20 protein-coding genes and 3 pseudogenes are annotated in these 18,170 nt (G+C 66.8%); 8 read left to right on the forward strand and 15 right to left on the reverse strand.

Features of this window, described 5'->3' with window-relative positions; genetic code table 11:
• Positions 1 to 14: 14 nt before the first annotated feature.
• Both ABZT18_RS24990 and ABZT18_RS24995 read left to right on the forward strand, forming a co-directional pair.
• Entirely contained in the window at positions 15 to 317 is a 303-nt protein-coding gene (locus tag ABZT18_RS24990) for a phosphotransferase (protein ID WP_355252583.1), read from the forward strand.
• Between the two features lie 192 nt (positions 318 to 509).
• Positions 510 to 1,337, forward strand: a complete 828-nt coding sequence (locus ABZT18_RS24995; RefSeq protein ID WP_354996608.1) for an SAM-dependent methyltransferase — start codon at positions 510 to 512, stop codon at positions 1,335 to 1,337.
• A 195-nt stretch (positions 1,338 to 1,532) separates the two neighbouring features.
• Here ABZT18_RS24995 and ABZT18_RS25000 read toward each other — a convergent pair whose 3' ends face one another.
• Positions 1,533 to 2,849 (reverse strand): hypothetical protein, encoded by a 1,317-nt coding sequence (locus tag ABZT18_RS25000; protein ID WP_355252586.1) that lies wholly within the window; start codon positions 2,847 to 2,849, stop codon positions 1,533 to 1,535.
• A gap of 190 nt (positions 2,850 to 3,039) precedes the next feature.
• On the reverse strand, positions 3,040 to 3,264 hold the full coding sequence (locus tag ABZT18_RS25005) for a hypothetical protein (protein WP_354996610.1): 225 nt from the start codon (positions 3,262 to 3,264) through the stop codon (positions 3,040 to 3,042).
• A 205-nt stretch (positions 3,265 to 3,469) separates the two neighbouring features.
• On the opposite strand from ABZT18_RS25005, the gene ABZT18_RS25010 reads away from it, so the two are divergent.
• Positions 3,470 to 4,111 (forward strand): DUF4291 domain-containing protein, encoded by a 642-nt coding sequence (locus tag ABZT18_RS25010; RefSeq protein ID WP_355252589.1) that lies wholly within the window; start codon positions 3,470 to 3,472, stop codon positions 4,109 to 4,111.
• 264 nt (positions 4,112 to 4,375) lie between these two features.
• On the opposite strand, the pseudogene ABZT18_RS25015 reads toward ABZT18_RS25010, so the two are convergent.
• The 8 genes and pseudogenes from ABZT18_RS25015 to ABZT18_RS25050 form a co-directional block, all read right to left on the reverse strand.
• Positions 4,376 to 4,863, reverse strand: a pseudogene (locus tag ABZT18_RS25015) (DinB family protein); the annotation flags it as partial.
• Between the two features lie 121 nt (positions 4,864 to 4,984).
• Positions 4,985 to 5,938 (reverse strand): NAD(P)-dependent alcohol dehydrogenase, encoded by a 954-nt coding sequence (locus ABZT18_RS25020; RefSeq protein WP_355252592.1) that lies wholly within the window; start codon positions 5,936 to 5,938, stop codon positions 4,985 to 4,987.
• 461 nt (positions 5,939 to 6,399) lie between these two features.
• On the reverse strand, positions 6,400 to 6,930 hold the full coding sequence (locus tag ABZT18_RS25025) for an SUKH-4 family immunity protein (RefSeq protein ID WP_354996613.1): 531 nt from the start codon (positions 6,928 to 6,930) through the stop codon (positions 6,400 to 6,402).
• Positions 6,927 to 7,460 (reverse strand): hypothetical protein, encoded by a 534-nt coding sequence (locus ABZT18_RS25030; RefSeq protein WP_355252595.1) that lies wholly within the window; start codon positions 7,458 to 7,460, stop codon positions 6,927 to 6,929. The genes ABZT18_RS25025 and ABZT18_RS25030 overlap by 4 nt, the downstream gene beginning before the upstream one ends.
• Positions 7,457 to 8,017, reverse strand: coding sequence for an endonuclease (locus ABZT18_RS25035; RefSeq protein WP_355252598.1), 561 nt, complete (start codon positions 8,015 to 8,017; stop codon positions 7,457 to 7,459). Before ABZT18_RS25035 ends, ABZT18_RS25030 begins: the two co-directional genes overlap by 4 nt.
• Positions 8,010 to 8,504, reverse strand: coding sequence for a hypothetical protein (locus ABZT18_RS25040; protein ID WP_354996616.1), 495 nt, complete (start codon positions 8,502 to 8,504; stop codon positions 8,010 to 8,012). Before ABZT18_RS25040 ends, ABZT18_RS25035 begins: the two co-directional genes overlap by 8 nt.
• A gap of 3 nt (positions 8,505 to 8,507) precedes the next feature.
• A complete protein-coding gene (locus ABZT18_RS25045; RefSeq protein ID WP_354996617.1) occupies positions 8,508 to 8,831 on the reverse strand; it encodes a hypothetical protein in 324 nt (107 codons plus the stop codon).
• Complete coding sequence (locus tag ABZT18_RS25050; protein WP_354996618.1) at positions 8,828 to 9,877, reverse strand: YbaB/EbfC family nucleoid-associated protein; 1,050 nt, start codon at positions 9,875 to 9,877, stop codon at positions 8,828 to 8,830. Before ABZT18_RS25050 ends, ABZT18_RS25045 begins: the two co-directional genes overlap by 4 nt.
• Before the next feature lie 313 nt (positions 9,878 to 10,190).
• Here ABZT18_RS25050 and ABZT18_RS25055 point away from each other — a divergent pair, with 313 nt between their 5' ends.
• Positions 10,191 to 11,297, forward strand: coding sequence for a hypothetical protein (locus tag ABZT18_RS25055; RefSeq protein ID WP_354996619.1), 1,107 nt, complete (start codon positions 10,191 to 10,193; stop codon positions 11,295 to 11,297).
• A gap of 531 nt (positions 11,298 to 11,828) precedes the next feature.
• The gene (locus ABZT18_RS25060; RefSeq protein ID WP_354996630.1) at positions 11,829 to 12,200 is read left to right on the forward strand and encodes a transposase; all 372 of its coding nucleotides are present in this window, start codon (positions 11,829 to 11,831) and stop codon (positions 12,198 to 12,200) included.
• Positions 12,201 to 12,217: 17 nt separating this feature from the next.
• Here ABZT18_RS25060 and ABZT18_RS25065 read toward each other — a convergent pair whose 3' ends face one another.
• From ABZT18_RS25065 to ABZT18_RS25075, 3 genes and pseudogenes are all read right to left on the reverse strand, one after another.
• Positions 12,218 to 12,619 carry a hypothetical protein gene (locus tag ABZT18_RS25065; RefSeq protein ID WP_354996620.1) on the reverse strand — a complete coding sequence of 134 codons (402 nt, stop codon included), beginning with the start codon at positions 12,617 to 12,619 and terminating at the stop codon, positions 12,218 to 12,220.
• Between the two features lie 12 nt (positions 12,620 to 12,631).
• Positions 12,632 to 12,896: pseudogene (locus ABZT18_RS25070) on the reverse strand (IS5/IS1182 family transposase); the annotation flags it as partial.
• A gap of 267 nt (positions 12,897 to 13,163) precedes the next feature.
• Positions 13,164 to 13,790: a hypothetical protein gene (locus tag ABZT18_RS25075; RefSeq protein ID WP_354996621.1), complete on the reverse strand. Its 627-nt coding sequence runs from the start codon at positions 13,788 to 13,790 to the stop codon at positions 13,164 to 13,166.
• Between the two features lie 67 nt (positions 13,791 to 13,857).
• On the opposite strand from ABZT18_RS25075, the gene ABZT18_RS25080 reads away from it, so the two are divergent.
• Together ABZT18_RS25080 and ABZT18_RS25085 are read left to right on the forward strand one after the other, a co-directional pair.
• Positions 13,858 to 14,490, forward strand: coding sequence for a nucleoside monophosphate kinase (locus ABZT18_RS25080; RefSeq protein ID WP_354996622.1), 633 nt, complete (start codon positions 13,858 to 13,860; stop codon positions 14,488 to 14,490).
• A gap of 208 nt (positions 14,491 to 14,698) precedes the next feature.
• A complete protein-coding gene (locus ABZT18_RS25085) occupies positions 14,699 to 15,172 on the forward strand; it encodes a MarR family winged helix-turn-helix transcriptional regulator (protein ID WP_354996623.1) in 474 nt (157 codons plus the stop codon).
• Positions 15,173 to 15,207: 35 nt separating this feature from the next.
• On the opposite strand, the gene ABZT18_RS25090 is transcribed toward ABZT18_RS25085, so the two are convergent.
• Positions 15,208 to 15,867, reverse strand: coding sequence for a TetR/AcrR family transcriptional regulator (locus tag ABZT18_RS25090; protein ID WP_354996624.1), 660 nt, complete (start codon positions 15,865 to 15,867; stop codon positions 15,208 to 15,210).
• A gap of 79 nt (positions 15,868 to 15,946) precedes the next feature.
• On the opposite strand from ABZT18_RS25090, the gene ABZT18_RS25095 reads away from it, so the two are divergent.
• Complete coding sequence (locus tag ABZT18_RS25095; protein ID WP_354996625.1) at positions 15,947 to 16,837, forward strand: alpha/beta hydrolase; 891 nt, start codon at positions 15,947 to 15,949, stop codon at positions 16,835 to 16,837.
• 113 nt (positions 16,838 to 16,950) lie between these two features.
• Here the strand turns inward: ABZT18_RS25095 and ABZT18_RS25100 are convergent.
• Positions 16,951 to 17,887, reverse strand: a pseudogene (locus ABZT18_RS25100) (LD-carboxypeptidase).
• Positions 17,888 to 18,170 lie beyond the last annotated feature (283 nt).

The following is an 18,170-nucleotide window of genomic DNA, read 5'->3' on the forward strand; positions in this document are numbered from 1 at the left end:
TCGACCTCGGGGCGATGCCCCCAGGGGGCGTTGCTCGATGCCGAGCAACGTGGGCGCGGTTCACCGGACGTCAGACATGCGTCGTTCACGGCGACCCCAACCCTGGCAACGTCCGCCTGGCCGCGAATCAGGTCGCGCTGATCGACTGGGACGATTCGCACGTCGACGTTTCCGACCTCGTGCTGCCCGACAACGCCGCATGTCTCGACGGCGGCGCGCACGATATCGCCGCGCAAGCCTCGACCGCGTGGGAAGCCGCCGTCTGCTCGGACGACGAGTACCCCAGTCAGCGACTCGCCAAAGGTCGAGCGGTCTGACAGCGCATTCGATTCGAGGGGTCCGGCTACTCGTGGTCAAGTGCTCGATGGGTGCGCTGGTGAGGGGACGATTCGCTGGGAGCGATACCAGTCGGGGTCAAATTCAACCCTCCCGATCGCTATAGTCGCCCGCAACGCCGGCACCGCCCGCAGACCTCAGCCTGCGCTCATCTCAATCGAATGGAGACGCCTGTGACCCGCGACAAGGCGGCACCCCACGGCATCGACCCCCGTATCCCCAGCGTGGCACGGGTCTATGACTTCTTCCTGGGGGGCAAGGACAACTTCGAGGTCGACCGAAAGGTCGCCGAGCAGGCCCTGCGGATCACACCGGACGGGCCGGAAGCCGGCCAGGCGAATCGGGCCTTTCTGCGTCGAGTGATTCGCTTCCTTGTCACCGAGGCGGGCATCGACCAGTTCCTCGACATCGGATCGGGGCTGCCCACCCAGGGCAACGTGCACGAGGTCGCCACCGAGCAGAACCCGAAGGCTCAGGTGGTGTATGTGGACAATGATCCGATCGTTCTGGCCCACGGACGGGCCCTGCTCGCCGCGGAGGGCACCGCGACGGTGATCCAGGCGGACGTTCGGGCACCGCAGGAGATCCTCAACCATCCGGAGGTACGTCGCTTCCTCGATTCCGGCCGGCCGATCGGGTTGTTGCTCTTCGCGATCCTGCATCACCTTGGTGACGACGACGATCCGCGAGCGGTGGCGGCGGCGTTGATCGACGCGCTGCCCTCCGGCAGCTACGTGGCGATCTCGCACTTCCGCGACCCGGCCGAGCGAGACCCAGAGGGCTCCCGCAAGGCCCGCGAGGTCGAGCGGGTCTTCAACGAGTCGCTGGGCACCGGCCGCTGGCGTACCGACGAGGAGATCCTCTCGTTCGCCGATGGGCTGACGCTGCTGGAACCGGGGCTGGTGCCGCTGGCCGAGTGGCGTCCAGAGCCGGGTACGCCCGCTGCGAAGCAGACCGACACCTATCACACCTTTGTCGGGCTCCTCGCCCGCAAGCCGTAGGCTCCGTCTTCCGGCGAGGTCCGTCAGCGAGAGCGCGCCCCGCCGACGGACCCGTCGGATGACCCGGGCGAGCGGGCCTGGATCCGCTTAATCCAGACAGCGCCGTACTCGTAGCCACTGGTCGGGGTGCAGCCGTAGGGCCGCCAGTTGAAGTCGGCATCATCGCCAGCGCGTCCGTCCGGCCTTGGCCGCAGTTCACCCTCGATTGCGGTTAGCTCTGTGAACTGCCGCTGCCGCATGCGGTGCCGCCGGTCCACGGCAAGCGGTGACGCCGACCGCGGGCGCTCCGCAACCCGGAAAGTCAGGAGTTCTGGAAGGGCAGGCTCCTACGCGGGTGTGGCGACCGTTCTGGGGTGTCCAGGCCCCAGAAACGCAGATTGCCCTTACTGTCACCGGAGGCCACGATCGTGCGTCCGTCCACCTCGGCCGCCGCCACGCAACAGACATTTTCACTGTGCCCGGTATACTGGAACTCGTCGAGGCCCTCAGACTCGGCCCCGACACCAGCGTCGATGACGTTGACGAACGTGAGTGACGGCACCAACGCCACGAATCTGCGCCCGGAACGGGCAACGGTCGCCACGCTCGCCCCGGCCGGGGGCTTGAGTATTCCTTCAACACCTTGCGCGTGGCGACGTCGATGACCCAGAAGTCGTCCGTCTCATCCAGGAAATACTCAGACTGGTAAGGATTGCCGTCGTCCCCGTCCTCGTCGTAGTCGTCTTCGTCTTCTTCGGCGAACTCGTGCTCACTGCGGTCGAGCTTCTGTTCATCATCGACGTCTACTCCGTCGCCGAAATCGTGGTAGGGGTCGATCCCCCGAATGGCGACGAGCTGCCCGTCCAGTGTCGCGAAAGTCCCGAGGCCTTCGGTCTCCTCGGGCACGCCGCTGGGCTCGTACAGCGGACGACCGGAGGCGACGTCCCACATGGTCAACGTCGCCAGACTGGGCCGGTACACGGCGGGGTCGCGCGCGATGGTCAGCGCCACCAAGCGCCCGTCCAGCACGCCGATGTCCGCGCGGTTCAGTTCCCACCCCGCGTCGACACGCACCTCGGCGTGGTGCTCACCCGTGACGGCGTCGAAGATTCGCACCGCCCCGTCTTCGGTCCCGACACTCACCAGCGCTCGGCCGTCCACATTGGCCACACCGAGCCCGACGATCCTGCTCTCCAGCCGCGCGAAGGGCTCGCTCCTCGGGGCACCGGCGTCGGAGCGCCAACGCAACACCACACCGCTGTCGTCAACCGTGACGAGAATATCGCGGTGCGGTCCGGTGAAGGCCGCGTATCTGACCCTGCCCGCGTGTCCGGTGAGCGCATGGCCGAGCGGCTGTCCCGTGGCCGCCTCCCAGAGCCGCACGGTTCGGTCGTCGCTGCCCGAGGCGAACACTGTGCGGCCTTCCCACCGCCCGGCGGTGACGTCCCGAACAGCGTCGGTGTGCCCGCCTCCGCCGCCCGCGGGATTTTCGAACCTGCCGGGCGTCTCCGAAATCTGCTCTGGAGCATCCATGCGGGACACCGTAGTGGAACCGGATCATTCTCGACCGTGCCCCGGTTGCGGAGCATTTCCGCCAGTGCCCCTTGAATAAGTCGTTGGGGTCGATGTCGTGACGACGTGGCGGGCTGACAGAAGGACGGGCCTCGAGTACGAGCGAGGTAACCACACCATCCGCTCAGCCCCGAGGCCCCCACATGACTTCCTACGCGTCGGCAGCGAGCGTTCCGTCCCGATCGAGCAGGGCGTGTACGGCGTCGTTGACGTCAGTGACTGCCTCGGCCGCCTCCGCATCGGTCAGACCCGGGTTGCGGTCGCACAGCGCCTGCCGTGCTGCGGCCATGAACCGGTGTGGGTCCACCACGACGACGTCGCGTCGTGTCCGGATGCTGATCACCATTCCCGCCCTCGGCGCCACGGCGTCCGTCATATCGGGAGGGTGAACCCCCTTGGCCAGGCCGGCAGCCGTCAGCTGTATGGGCTCGTCGGCCGCCAGCTGACGGATACGTGGGTCGTGTGGGATGCCGTTGACGACGAGTGGATTGGCGATCGTGCCGCAGGCTCGTTCGGCTGGCGCTGGCCTGGGCTCGGTATCTCGGTGGAGCATTCGAGTCCCGATCGGCGACGATCGGGCGGTGTCCGTTCCCGCCCGTCAGATCCGCGCACGCTACTCGGCCGACACCATCACCGTGTACCAGGCGTATCCCCCGCAGATCGCGCTGCCAGCGGTGGCAGCCGGCCGTCTCGTGGCCCCCTTCAAGCGGGATCGGATGACGTGGATCAAACCGTCCTTCCTGTGGATGATGTACCGCTGCGGCTGGGCCACCAAGCCAGGGCAAGAGCGCGTGCTGTCCATCGACATCACGCGGGAGGGATTTGAGTGGGCGCTGGCACGAGCCTGCCTGAGCCACTACGACCGAGACCTACACGACGACAAGGCCACCTGGACCCGGCAACTGAAGACCAGCCCCGTACGTGTGCAGTGGGATCCGGAACGGTCACTGCACCTGAAGGCGCTACCGTACCGGTCCCTGCAGGTTGGAATATCCGACGAGGCTGTCGACCGGTACGTCGATGACTGGACTGTTGCGGTCACGGACATCACCCCCACTGTTCACCGCGTCAGGGACCTTCTGCACGGCGGGGACGTACAGGCGGCAGCAGCCCACCTGCCTATCGAACGTGTCTACCAGCTGCCGGTTCACATGGCCGCGGGCCTGAACATCAGCCCGGACGCCACCGTCGGAGAAGGGTCTAAGCAACAGTACCGACCGTGACGGCCTAGCAACCCGTTCGGCGAGCGGAGCCCGGGCGTACCGACGCGGCGCAGCAGCGCAACCTGCTCGGCGGCTGAGACTTCCCGGCTTCACCGCTCCTGCCGTCGACCCGAGCGTCTGCAACAGCGCCACGTGTCCTCATCTGGCAGCCCCCGATGATCGTCCGCCACAGGCATAGAGCCTCTGCCCGGCTGGCGACATACCCGTGCCGACGACGCCATCGGCCGAGATCGTGGGTGCGGCCCCGAACCGCGATCTCTTACCGCCGGTGGCACTGTCGAGAAGCTCCCGCAGGATGTCGGCGTGACCGGCATGCCGGATGGTCTCGCTCGTCATGTGAGCGAGCACCCAGCGAAGCGTACGAGGCACGTCACCGACCGGCTGTGCGGTGAGGACGTCCGGGCCAGCGGCTGCCTGAGGTGGGCGTCGCCTTCGGAGATCGCAGCCCGATAGCGGGCAATGATCTGATCTGGGGACCGGCCTGGCTCGACCACCATGTCGAAGTCCACGTCGGCGTAGCGCGGGTCGCCGGCGAACGTGTAGCCGAACCAGTACCGTTCGGCGTCGGTCAAGTGCTGGACCAGGCCCAGCAGTGTGGTGTCGGAGACGACCAGGCGGCGCCGCAACTGCTCCTCGTTCAAGCCCGCGACCTTCTTCAGCACGCATGATCGGGCGAAGGACACGAAGGCGAGGGCGGTGTCGAGCTCGCCACCGTCGTTGCCCGGCACGGCTACGCGTTGGGATTCGATCATGGCCCGACCTGACGTGACCGTCATCGGGGGAGGCAGGCGCGGACGTCGTCTGGGCGGTTCCGACCAGGCGCCCGCTCATCGACAGATTCGGTTGTTCGCGGCGCCGATCGCTGACATCTGTTCAATTGACGCTCACGACGACCTTTCCGAGGGCGCGTCCCTTGCCCACGTGGGCCAACGCCTCGGGCGTCTCGTCGAGCGTGAAGGCGCGGTCGATGTGGATGACGAGGTCACCCGCCGCGCAGAGTTCGGCCACCGGTTCGAAGTGGGTCGGCCCTTCCCGGACGGCGAGCACGCCCAGCCGGCGGTGGGTGAGCCGGCCGGCCACCGCGCCGATCGTCAGGACGCGCAGCAGCGCCGAGACCGATCCGCCGACGCACCGGTAGCGGCCACCGGGGGCCAGTGCGCGGCGGTAGGCGAACACCGATCGGTGCGCGACCAGATCGAGGATGAGATCGTACGGGCCGCTGCGGGTGAAGTCCCGGCTGCGGTAGTCGATCACCTCGTCCGCGCCGACGGAGCGCATGAAGTCGAGCTTGCCCGCGTTGTCGACGCCGCTTACCTGGGCACCGAGTCGTTTGGCTAGCTGGATCGCGAATGCGCCGGATCCTCCGCCGGCGCCGTTGATCAGGACCCGGTTGCCGGCTGCGGCGCCCGCGGTGCCCTGCTGTGCGATCACGCCTGCCTGTGGGATCGCCGACGCCTCGGCGAAGGTCAGGGCGGCGGGCTTGCGGGCCAGGACCGATTCGGGCGCGATCGCGTACTCGGCGAAACCGCCCTTGAGCATGAGGTTGTCGCCATACACCTCGTCACCGGGTCGGAACCGAGTGACGGCGGAGCCTACCGCGTCGACCCATCCGGCGATGTCCGAGCCGAGGGTCCGGCGTGCCGGGGAGCGCAGCCCACCGATGCGCGAATACAGTGGCGAACCTTGCAGAGTCTCCCAATCGCTCAAATTCACCGAGGTCGCCGCGATCTTGACGAGCACCTGTCGGGCAGCGGGGTAGGGCTTGGGGACATTCTCGATTCGCAACCCATCCGGGGACCCGTACCGGTCGTACACGACTGCTCTCACCTGGTACCACCAGCCCTTCGCGAAAGTAGGCCAGCGGCAGTACCCGATGCGTTCAGGGCCAGCAGCCTACGCCCTCTTGGTTAGCACGGCGGGACAAGCGGCTGGTCGACAAGGAGGCTGCCGGCGATCGAGAAGTCGGCGTAGGGCTCGGAATTGACCTTCTGGCACCGGCCGTTGCGCGCGATGACGGATGCGTTCACCGACGCGGGCTTCCGCCTCTCGGTCACCAACAAACCCCGCATGTCCCCCGAGACTCCGCGCGAGATCCTGCCTCCACAACTCGTGGACCGCACGTCGTTGTCCTCGAACTCACGCCAGAACCCTCGCCGCTCACCAGTCTCGCTGATCGGATCACCAGACGGCGCGAACCGCTGATCCTCCACATCCGGCAATCAACCGCAGGCTGCTGTAGCCCGCGCTGAGATCCACGAAAGTGCCGGCGCACAGGCAGCGGCACGAGGCTACGCGGCGGTGGACTCGAGCTGGTCGAAGGCGATGCTCCACCACGATTCTGGATCGGTGAATGCGGACGGGTCGACCTGCGTCAACTCGGCGCGGATGGCCGCCGCGAGCTCGGCGCGGGCCCTGCCGCCCGGGTCGGTGTCGATAAGCTGCCCGAGCTTGTAGAGGAACTCGACGAACGCGGCAAACGAGGCGTTGACGTGCTCGAAGTTCGGTGTCGCGAGGTCCAGCAGGATGACCGAGCCGTTCTGCGAGTCAAGGATGTAGAGCATCTGGGCGTCATCGGGCGAGCTGCCGAGGATGACGTACATCCGCGGGCCCTCGTCGCCAATCTCGATCTTCAGCTTGCCGAACGGCGTCATGCCCGGGGCGGTGACGTCCGCGGTGAACAGGATCGGCACCTCGACCGGGAGAGCGGCACCGGCCGGCAGGACTCCCGGTGTGAGCACGTCGCCGAGCAGGTCGGCCGGGACCTCGATCACGCCGTCCGCGCCCCAGAGCGCGGTGAGTTCCGCCAGCGACACGCTCATTCGTCCTCCTGCTCGCCGGGGGCGGTCAGGTCCTCTTCCTCAAGGAACCGCCACCAGTCGTCATCGTCATAGCCGATCTCGGCGTAGCCCGCGCCGAACAGGTAATAGGCGAGGAACGAGTCCAGGTCCGGGGCGATCTCCTGGAAAGCCTCGCGCATGAACCACTCGTCGGTGCTGATCTGCGGGAAGTACCAGACCGCGCCGGAGTCGCGCCGCAGCAGCAGCGGCTCTTCCTTGAGGCGCCCGAGGTAGAACCACTCGTCGGGCTCGGCGGCGACGCCGGTGTATTCGGGCATCATCTTCAGACCGCTCTGCATACGGGCTGAGGAGGAGATGCCGGGCAGGTAGAACCCGCCGGCCGCGATGCTCTCGGCGACCTCCATCAGCTCGCGTACCGGCTGCGGTACCTCGGCCGAAATCTTGTCGGTCGGCGCGCCCGCGCTGATCTCTCCCCAGCTGACGGTGTTGTCCTCGTCCGCCACCAGGTCGGCGCGCAGCTCCTCGATGAGTTCCCGCAGATCGGGGTTCAATCCACTACCTCTATTCGGATCGGCGTGCCGTCCGGCAGGTTCATGATCTGCACCCGGATCTGGGTGCCGATGTCCTGGTTGGTGTCGGCGTCCATCAGCTTCAGGTTACTGACCTCGTCAGGACCGCCAAGTTGCAGCTCCCAGACATGATCGGGGTTCTGGTCGCGCACCCGTTGCTTCATCCGCTCGGCCGCTTCACGGTCTTTGGCCTTCTGCGCGTCGCTGCCCTTGTTGTTCTTGACGTACTTGTTGTGGATCTTCCGGATGATCCGGTCTTTGAACCCGCCGGTAATGCTGGTGTCGCGCGCTACCGGGTTCGCCTGCTTGAATAGCTTTCCCTGATCGCTTAGCCGTTTCAAGGCGGCCATCTTGCGGTCGAAGTCGGTGCGGTGGTGTGTGCTTTTACGCTGGACCCGGATGGTGACCTCGGGCAGATCATTGTGGCGCTTCACCGGGGGTGCTGAGGCCTTCTTCACCGCCGCGCCGACGAGGTTGCCCTCCTTCGGCTTGGCCGCGCCACCTCGCTTCCGGCCACCCTCCCGGCCCCGGCTAGCCACTTATCAGCTCCGTCATCACCTGGTCGATCAGCAGGCCGACGATCTCCCGCGTGATCATTTGGAAAATCGGGATCTCAGCCAGCGACGCGCCGAAGGTGACGACCGCGGTTGCGATGGCCTGCGCCACCTGGAAGGCAAAGATGGCCAGCTGCACAATCATCTGAATCTTCAACGCGAGCACGATCCCGGCGCAGATGATCAGGCCGGTGCCGACCAGCATCGCCGCCTGAGCGTAGTCCGGCAGGGTGCCTGGCCCGCTCTCCGGTTTCGTCCACCACTGGTCGAACGCCTGCATCGCCTCGCCGCTCTGCTTCGACATCACCGCCGCAGCGGCCGCGCCAGCCTCCCCAGAGGCGTCGGCGATCGTCCCGGCGAAGTCGATCCAGGCCTGCCCCATCTCGAACAGCTTCTCCTCGTCACCCTCCGGCCAGGAAAAGCCGATCCAACCGAGGGCGGTGACCAGCTCACCCGGCAGCTGAAGTCCCATCCCTCACCCCAGAATTCCGAGGATGTCGCGCATCGCGTTCGCGGTTTCGCGCTCAACCGACTCGTAGTTGTCAGCCATCGCGGTCAGATCGCTGCCCGCCGCGCCGATCTCCTCGGCAGCCACACCGATGCAGTCCAGCACCCAGGCCGAGACCCCGGTGTACACGACCCCGATCAGCGAGCCGATGTCGTCGCCGCCCCAGGGCTCGCCGTAGCCGGCCATCTGCGCCTCGAAACTCTCGAGCTGCCCGATGAACCGCTCGGCCGCGCCGATCACCTGATCACCGCCTGCTCGCAGGGCCGCGGGCTCCACCTCGAAGCCGCTCACCGGTCAGCACTCCCGCCGGACATCCGGGCCTGCGCCTCGGTCAATGTCTGCAAAAACGTGCTCAGCCGCGGCACCGCCGTATCCCGGACCTGTTGCAGCTGCTCGGTGAGCTGCGTAAGGTCCGCAGCGCCCGGCGCGGAGACGCCGCTACGCATGGAGTCGATCGCCGCATTCACCGCCTCGACGATCCGGTCACACAGCTCGGCGGAGCCCAGGCGCATTAAGCGCGGATCCACGGCAAGCGACGAAAGCCGACCGTCGGCACCGAACTCGGCAGAGACTTGGCCATCCGCTGCCTCGCCGATCCGCCGCTGCCGGGCGACTTCCTCGTCTTCCGGCGGTGGGCTCACCGCCCGAAGGGCACCGACAGTGGCATCGAGCATGCTGGCGAAGTCCCCACTCGCGGCCCGTGACATCGACATAGATCGTCCTCCCGATAGTGCTCGAACATTCGCGAGCGTACGGACACGGGTCAAACGAGCCGCTGTTCTAGATGAGTGGGGTTCGAGTGTCTCCCCGTCCTTCTCGATCTCATGGTGAGCGCGTACCCCGTGCGAGTGGTGGGTACGGTTGCGGACCTGCTTGATCGCGGCCAGCACGTCGCGGACGCCACCCACGTCACGGAGCCGGGCGAGGTCGGTGAGCGGCGGCGTGACGGCACCCTCGGCGAACCGGCCGATGAACGTCGTCCAGGTGCCGAAGGTGGCGCCGGTCCGCAACTGGCCGCGCAGCGCGGCGGTGAACCCGACCTGGCCGGCGATCAGCTCGCCCGGCGCGAGGATGCCGAGCACGCGGGCGATGCCTTCGCCGAGTTTGAGGAGGCCGTCCTGCTGTTCGGCTGGATGGGAGCTGATCCGGTACCGCCGGGCGAGGGACGCGATGTGAGACGGATAAGTCCATTCGGCTCGCCCGACCGGATCCTCGACCGGACGCATCAGTTCGGCGACGAGCGCGGCCTCGGAGGCAGCCGACCGGACCTCGTCGCGGAGCCGATGGACGTCCGGTTGAACACATTGATCGTGACGGATCGGGTCGAACCCGCTCAATTCCGGGGATCCCTTTCTCGTACCGGCTCACCGGCCTGGCTGCGGGTGCGGGTCGTCGAGCACATCAGCCGCCGGTGGCGTACATGACGGACGGCACGAGACTGTGTCCAAAAACACATTTGCATCTGTGCATGCAGGTCGCATTGATTCGATCTCTCTCGGTAGCTCCTCGCGCACTTACGGTCCATGGGATGGCATAGATATAGAACGATTCCTTCGGTACCTTCACCTCTCGATGGCAGCCGTCGCCGAGCGGCATGAAGACGGCTTCGAGAGCACCGGAAACGGTTGCTGAACAGGGGGAGTCAGCCGGATGGATTCGTCAAGCAAAATCCGTTGTCCGAGAAGCCTGAGACGCCTGGGGGCCGCCGCACTGGCTGCGGCCGTCGCAACAATCGCCTTACTCACCGCTCCCGCGGGCGCTCCCGCCGGGGCGAACCCCTCGCCCGCTCGGATCAGCGGCTCCGATCTGAGCACCAGCAGTGCGCCTGCCCCGGTGCGGCTGCCGGGCGACAAAGCGGTGCGCAACTACACGCCCACACAGTTGAAGTCGTTCGAGCGCACCGGCGGAGACCCCGAGGTGCTGGCGTATTGGACGCCGGAACGGATGAAGGCAGCCAAGTCGCTGGATGCCCCCGGAGATGCGGAATGGGTCGAGAACAAGGCCCGCGCCGTGGCCAGCAAGACCGCCGACGTCGCGGCGAAGCCGGTTGCCGCTCAGATCTCGCAGAGCGTGACCAACGCCCCGCCACCGGTGACGAATTTCTCGATCACCAATGGCAAGTTGTTCATCGGTGGCTACGAAAGTGGCTCGTGGTGCTCGGCGTCAGCGATCAACACCTCGTCGAAGCGGGTGCTGATCACCGCCGGTCACTGTGTCCATGACGGACAGGGCGGCACCTGGCTGCAGAACCTCGTCTTCGTGCCGGGATACAACGCCTTCAACACCGACCACGACCCGGTCGGCCGCTTCCAGGCGTACTGGCTGCGGACCTTCAACGAGTGGATCAACAACAGCAACCTCAACCGGGACGTCGGCTTCGTGACCACCTACTCCGGCGGCGACTGGAACACGACAGTCGTCAACACCATCGGCGGGCACGGCCTGGTCTACAACGGTGGCACCGAGTTCGACACGTCGATCTTCGGATATCCGAGCAACCGTGACGGCGGCAACGTCATGTGGGCTTGCTGGGGCACTGCCACCGACAACAGCATCTTGGACAACAAATCCAAAATCACCTGCAACTTCGGAGGTGGCTCCTCGGGCGGACCGTGGACCTGGAACTACGACAACGCCAGCGGACTCGGCTCGGTCCGCTCGGTCATGTCCACGGTGAACAGCGAAGGCGTCAACAAGGGGCCATACTTCGACCAGGCTGTCGTCGACGCGATGAACGCCGCCAACGCTGATTGGTAAGTTGAACCGATGAGAATGCGGCCACCACTTCCACTGGCTGCCTGGCTGCTGGCTGTGGTGGCCGCACTGAGCGCCTGCGGCTCCCTAGCCGAGCCCGGCAGCGACACGTCAGGCGTCCGAGCGCCGACCGGACCGACACGGCCGGAAGCGTTGCCGACCCGGAGCGGCCTAATCGACGCGCAGGTTGTTCAGTGGCGCGATTGGCGCAGTGTCGACGATCGAACCCTCGAGGTCACCGTGACGGCCGGACCCGCCGACTGTTACGGCGCCGAGCCGGAAGTGACAGAGAGTGAAACGGCGGTGCGCCTCCGGATCCGCGTCGGACTGCTACCCGAGGCGGCCGGCAAAGACTGCCCAGCAATCGCCAAGGAGTCGGTGGTCCCGGTGCGACTCACCTCCGCCCTGGGCGACCGCAAGGTCGAACCTCTGAGCTGAGGCCAGCTCGGCAGGCGACCAGCCGTCGCCTGCCGAGCTGCACCACACGTCACGCAGCTCGATCGGCTCGATGTGCTCAGTCCCGTGCAGGGGGAGATCGTCGAGCCGATGCTGCCGCAGCCCAAGTGGATGGGCCGGCCGTTCAAGCACGACCGCCGGGACATCGTGAACGCGATCTTGTACGTGGTCCGATCCAGCTGTGCCTGGCGGTACCTGCCCGACTTCCCGCTACGGCAGACCGTCTACGGGCACTTCAAGCACTTCAACGAGCGCGGCACCACCGAGCGGATCCTTGATGAGCTGCGGAGCAGGGCACGGTCACCGGCACCCACTGACAAGGACCCGGTGCCGCCTCATCGCACCCGGCAGGCTACCGAACCGTTACACACCGAACTCTTGCTGGATATTCGGCGGGCCGCCCATATTTGTACAGGAATCAACAAGTCGCGATGTGAGGCTTTCACCTGAGAGGACGTTCCGGCAGGTCAGGTCCGTTTCTTGATCAGGGCGAAGATGCCGGGCTGGTTCCCGTGACGACCTCGCGGATGACCAGGCTGTTCAGCTTCGCTCGGGTGCCTTCGACGTTCTTCGGTAAGGGCTCGATGTCGAGGGCGAGGCAGATGTCCTTGGCCCCGCATGCCGGCGGTCGCGGCGGGCAGGACCGTGAGGATCTGCTGGTAGGCGGAACTGACGCTGGTCGGGTCGTCGGCGGTGAACTCGGTCGCGGCTAGGTTCTGCAGCATGGTGCGGGTGGTCGCCAGGTCGGCCAGTTCACGGTCGCTGCGGGTGAGTTCGGTGGAGAGCAGGCTGATCTGCTCGCGCAGTCGACCGGCGGTGGCGGTGGTCTCGCGTGCGCCGATGAGGGTGAGGATCGTGTCGAGGTGCACCGGCGGGCCCTCTTATCCGTCTCGCCAGATCGGAGTGGTGGTTCGGGTCAGCCGGCAGATCATGCCGGCCGTCGATGCCCACAGTGTTCGCGACACCGAGGACTCCGGGCGGCTCTCGTATTCGCGGGCCAGGCGGCGGTGCCAGCATCAGAGTGCCGTAGACCTGCTCGACGATCCACCGCTTCTTGACCGGCACGAACCCGGGCCGGGTGTCGGACCGTTTGACGACCTGCACGTCGATGCCCACGATCGCGCCGTGCACGCCGACGTCCTGCTTCGGCCATGGCTGACGGCGGGGCCTACCGGAATGGGGAGCAGGAACAACCTGCGAGGTATACGAACTCCCCTACCAGGGCTTGGACGCACCAACCTCGTAGGCCGGCCTGCCCAACGTGCGGCGCCGGTACCGCACGTCACTGATCCAGGGATGGCAGCACCGTTCGAGCCGGGCCAGGCTACGGGAGCCCGCTCATCGTGAGCGGGCTCCCGAAACGGCTCCACCGGGGCCCCACAGTTCAGCTGCAGTCGCGCGGATCGCGGCAGATCAGCGCATCTGATCTTGGCGTTCGGTCGTTGGCTGCGACAGAGGTCCTCGACTCCAAGAGGGGTTGCGGCTCGGCTGCCACGGCCCGAACAGCGACTCGTACTCCTCACCGGTTTCGACGGTGAGGACGACGTCAGGGGTGGCCACCGCATCACGCAAGCGGGCCAGCAGCAGGGGAGTAGTCGCCAGGTCCAAGGACAGTGCTGTCGCGAGTTGGAGCCGCTTCGTGCCAAGCTCCGGCTGGTCTCTGAGTTCGTCGCGCTGTAGGTGCTCCGCAGCGGACTCCATGGTCGCCAGATCCCCGCCGCCGGAGAACTTCAGGCAGTCCCACCAGGACGGCAGTTCGATCATGATCTCCAAGGCTTCGGCAAGGCTACGGCCGATAAGGCCGGCCTGGCCTTCGGAGCTGGCATACAAGACTGGACGGATCGAGCGGCGTTCACCGCAGAGGAAGAACGTGCCGCCAGTGGAGTCACCTGCTATGCCTTCCAGTGCCTGCCCGGACGATAGCCGAACGGGCTCGCCGTGGTCGCCGCGCGTGAGGTCGAACTCGCAGACCCTCCACAGTAGTTCGGCGAGTCCCAGGTCTTGGCGAAGCATCTTCAGGATCTCGTCATCGCTCTTCACGCTGCATGACCATAGCGGTCAGCGCGAGAGGTGGGAGGATCCGCCTCTACGGCGTTAGGCTGCCCCGATGCGCCTTGCCGTTCTGGGACCTCCCGGCTCCGACCGAGAGGCCATCGCCGGCGCCATCGCTACGCGGCTCGGCGTTCCGTGCCTCAGTCTGGGGGACGCCGTCCAGGCCGAAATGCGGGCGGAAACTCCTACCGCGCTCCAGGCCCTACAGCACATGAACGCTGGTGAACTCGTACCGGACCAGGTGCTCCTGTCCATGATCCGCAACCGTCTCACCCAGCCCGACGTCGCCGCTGGCTTCGTCCTCGACGGCTTCCCCAATCACGCCGTCACGGCAGCGGCGCTCGACGCCCTATTGTCCGACCTCGGCCCACCCATCGACAGGGCAATCGACCTCGTCCTGCCCGACGTCGAAGTCCTTCGCCGTCTGACCGGCCGCCGTACCTGCCGCGACTGCGGCAGGACCTGGCGCACCCAGTTCGTCGCCCCAGCGCGCCCCAACGGCTGCGACCACCGCGGAGGGGAACTGTTCCAACGACACGACGACAACCCCGACCACGTCACCGTGGGTCTGCAGTCCTACCGACCGGCCGCAGCAGTCGTACTTAGTCACTACCGCGCATCGGGCAGGCTGACCTCCATCGACGCTACCCTGACGCCGGCGGAAGTCGCCAAAGAGGCGCTCGCCTGACCTGGTAAGGCGTCCCGTCAGCGAGTCACGACCAGCCACGCGCCAGTTCGGTGACCAGGCAGTCGTGAGCGCTGAGCCCGCACGACCAGCGGCAGATGAGTGCGTTCGGCCTCGGTAAAGAAGGGCGCTCCACTATCACGGCGGAAGTGACACAGGGGTGGCAGTTAGAGTCATCGGGATCATATGTCTACTGTGGGACTGGAGAAACATGGATCCGAGACATGCGCCCGCGACCGCGGATCCTTCCGTCGCGGAGGATGCGCTCGCCGCGCAGCCCGTCGGCTACTGGAGCGGTGCCGTGCACAGGGCTGTCGTCGATCGCCTCCGTGACGTGATGGCGGGCATCGATGTGACACAGCCGCAATGGTGGGTGCTCACCCGGGTGGACATCGGTGACGGCCTGACCCGCGAGGACATTACGGCCCAGCTGACAGATATCGCGGAGACTCCCTACGAGGTACCTCGCGCTGTCGACCAGTTGCTGTATCGGGGGTGGGTCGAGGCGGATGACGCCCGACGACTTCGGCTGACTGACATCGGCAGGGCGGCCCAAGGTCGCATCAAAGAGCTGGTAACTGGTTTGCGAGCCGAGGTCCACGAGGGCATCCCGGACGAGGATTACGTCATCGCGCTCAAAGTCATGCGACGAATGATCGGCAATATTGAAAGCGCCGTCGACTGATCGGACCCGGAGGCATCCTGTGTGTCGCCGGCTGATCACTGCTCCAGCAAGCCGACGAGAACCCTCGACACCGTGTCCTCCAAGCGGGGCGCGGGCACCAAAGGATCGCTGGTCAGCGCCGCTGTCAGGTGGGGGTGCCGGCCCGCCGCGACCACGTGGGCCAGGTACGCGCCTTGCCTCTGCCGGGCACTCGAGCCGCCGTTGAGTTCGTTCAGGGTGATCGCGGCGGTGAGCGTGTTCATCACGGCGAACGCTTCCAGCTTGCGGCCCACCTCAGCCGGGTGCCCAGCGAGGACCGCCAGCACGTGCTCCAGCAGGTCGGTGCCGTGCGGGCCGAGGGCCGAGCGGGTGAGCACCAGCTCGGGCAGCCAACTGTGCTGTCGCATCAATTCTCCCCCCTGCCGGCACACCTCCAGCAGACCTTGCAGCCAGGGACCGCCTGGCGCCGGCAGTTCGTACGCGGCCGCCACCTCATCGGTCATGAGGTCGAGCAGATCGTCTCGGCTGTCGACGTAGCGGTACAGCGTTGCCGCGCCAGTGCCCAACCCGGCGGCGATGCGGCGCATCGAGACCGCGGTCAGACCCTCCCGGTCGGCCAGCGCGATCGCCGCGGCGGTCACTTCGGCCCGTGACCGCTCGGCCGGCCGGCCCACTCCCGTGCGCCGTTCCCGAAGCCATACCGGTACCGCTTCCATGCCACCCCCTCGGTTGCGCCCACCCTACCGTTCTAGATACGGTGTTCGCGAACACCGTTCTCGAACAAGTGAGGCCGAGATGACCAGAACTTCGCTCACTGCACTCAACGGCGACGTGTGCCTCGCTGTCGACGACCTCGGCGGTGCCGGCGGTGACCCGCTGCTGCTGATCATGGGGCTCGGCGTCTCCCGCTTCTACTGGCCCGACGGCCTGGTCACCGCGCTGATCGAAGCCGGCTTCCACGTAGCCTCCTTCGACGGCCGCGACGCCGGCGGCTCCACCCATTTCGACCACGTTCCGGTCGGCAACCCGCTGACCGCGTTGTTCCGCCGTCGGCCGCCCGCCTACACCGCCGAGGACATGGCAGACGACACAGTCGCCGTCCTGGACGTGCTCGGCTGGCCCCGCACCCACCTCTTCGGCATCTCCCAGGGCGGCCTGGTCGCCCAGCGCACCGCGCTGCGCCACCCGGAACGCGTGCACACCCTGACCACGTTCGCCGCCATACCCAGCGACGTCCGGGGCGCCGCCGTCCTGCGCTACGTTCACCTGCCGTTCCTGGCACGCCTGGCGCGCATGCGCCAACCCGTCGGCCGCGACGGCGACGTAGCGGCCGGCCTGGCCCTGCTGCGGGCGGTCGCCTCACCCGGCTACCCGTTCGACGAGCAGGACGCCCACCTCCGCGTCGAACGCGAACTCGACGCCGGGCTGCCCAGCGGCGTCCGCGACAACCGCGCCCAAGCCCGGCAGACCAGCGCCACCTGGCACGGCCCGCGCTTGCACGAGCTCCGCGTGCCCACCCTGGTGCTGCACGGCGAGCACGACCCGCTGATCCGCCCCGCCGCCGGCCGCCGCATCGCCGCCTCGGTGCCGAACGCCCGCTACGTCGAGTTTCCCGGCACCGGCCACGACCTGCCCAGGGAAATCTGGCCCATCGTGGTCCGCGACCTCCGCACCCTGGCCGGCTGAGGCCGCACACCACGTCTGGACCAGTTGATTCAAGCCCGGCACGCCGCAGGAATCCTGTATGCGGCATGGGCGGATGCCTGCGCGGCTGTCTCTTGGCACTGACGATCAAGATTCTATTGTGCGACCGAGTGAACCGTCAGTGTCCCCGAATCGGCGTCGAGTACGGCCGGAACGCCGAGACCCAACGCGGTCTGCTGATCGCCATGGCCGAACGGCAAGCCGCCGAGAACCGGCACACCGAGCGAACCGAGTTGTTCCGTGAGCACCCGCTGCACCGTTGGGGTCGGGCCGTCGTCGGTGCAGTTGGTGAACTGGCCGACCGCGACGCCGGCGACGGCATCGAGCCAGCGGGCTCGCTTCAGCTGCACCAGTGAGCGATCGATGCGATATGGCTCTTCATCGGCGCATTCGATCATCAGGATCGCACCGCTCAGATCCGGCCGGTGGCGCGTCCCCACTGTCGTGGCCAGCAGAGTCAGGTTGCCGCCCAGGAGCGTTCCTTCCGCCCGGCCGGCCGACCGTCCGGACGCTGGAGGTCTCTTCCTGCTCGTCCGGCGTCATGATGACCGGGTCGTTCGTCATCAACGCTCGGTGAATGCCACTCACTGTCACACTCTCCGATTGAGTGGCGAGATAGGACGCTGTCGGGCCGTGGAGCGTCGCCAGCCTCGTCTCGCACCAGAGCGCGACGTGCAAGGCGGTGATGTCGGAGAAGCCCATGAAGAGTTTGGGATCGGCACGGACGGCGTCGTAATCGATACCATCGACGATGCGCTGTGCGCCGTATCCGCCCCGCAGACACAGAACCGCACGCACCGACGGGTCGCGGAAAGCCTCGTTGAAATCCTCCAGCCGCTCCTCATCGGTTCCGGCCAGGTAGGAGTGGCGGCGCAAGGCGTTACTGCCCACGCGTCCTCGAAGACCCCAGGCAGTCAGCGCCCCGGTCACCGCTGTGGCGAGTTCCGGCCGCACCCAGCCGCACGGCGCGATCACCGCCACCAGGTCACCCCGTCGGAGTTTTGCGGGGCGAGTGAGCGCGTAGGAAGTCACGAAGGAACTGTAAAGAGCACCTGTGGTGTCCGCAGCGGGGACCCGTGCAAAGAACGCCCTCATCTCGGCATGTGCGGATGCTGCCCGACTGACAACCGGGAGCACCATCGCTGACGACAGCCGGCACCGGCCAGATGGGGAGCAGCGACGGTTGACACGTTCTCGACGCAGACCAATCTGCGCCGCCCGCGGACCGACACCTGCGAGCACTGCGCGGCACCCGTCATCCACAGTCACGACGCGCATCGCATCCAGCTCCAGACCCAGGGCTCGGTGCTCGTCG

Source organism: Micromonospora sp. NPDC005291 (assembly GCF_040607415.1).
GTDB lineage: Bacteria > Actinomycetota > Actinomycetes > Mycobacteriales > Micromonosporaceae > Micromonospora.

Coding starts and splice junctions, on each gene's coding strand:
- ABZT18_RS25085 (WP_354996623.1), top strand. CDS start 14,699: ATGGATCCGAGACATGCGCCCGCGACCGCGGATCCTTCCGTCGCGGAG.
- ABZT18_RS25095 (WP_354996625.1), top strand. CDS start 15,947: ATGACCAGAACTTCGCTCACTGCACTCAACGGCGACGTGTGCCTCGCT.
- ABZT18_RS24990 (WP_355252583.1), top strand. CDS start 15: ATGCCCCCAGGGGGCGTTGCTCGATGCCGAGCAACGTGGGCGCGGTTC.
- ABZT18_RS25005 (WP_354996610.1), bottom strand. CDS start 3,264: ATGACGGACGCCGTGGCGCCGAGGGCGGGAATGGTGATCAGCATCCGG.
- ABZT18_RS25055 (WP_354996619.1), top strand. CDS start 10,191: ATGGATTCGTCAAGCAAAATCCGTTGTCCGAGAAGCCTGAGACGCCTG.
- ABZT18_RS25090 (WP_354996624.1), bottom strand. CDS start 15,867: ATGGAAGCGGTACCGGTATGGCTTCGGGAACGGCGCACGGGAGTGGGC.
- ABZT18_RS25000 (WP_355252586.1), bottom strand. CDS start 2,849: ATGGATGCTCCAGAGCAGATTTCGGAGACGCCCGGCAGGTTCGAAAAT.
- ABZT18_RS25025 (WP_354996613.1), bottom strand. CDS start 6,930: ATGAGCGTGTCGCTGGCGGAACTCACCGCGCTCTGGGGCGCGGACGGC.
- ABZT18_RS25040 (WP_354996616.1), bottom strand. CDS start 8,504: ATGGGACTTCAGCTGCCGGGTGAGCTGGTCACCGCCCTCGGTTGGATC.
- ABZT18_RS25080 (WP_354996622.1), top strand. CDS start 13,858: ATGCGCCTTGCCGTTCTGGGACCTCCCGGCTCCGACCGAGAGGCCATC.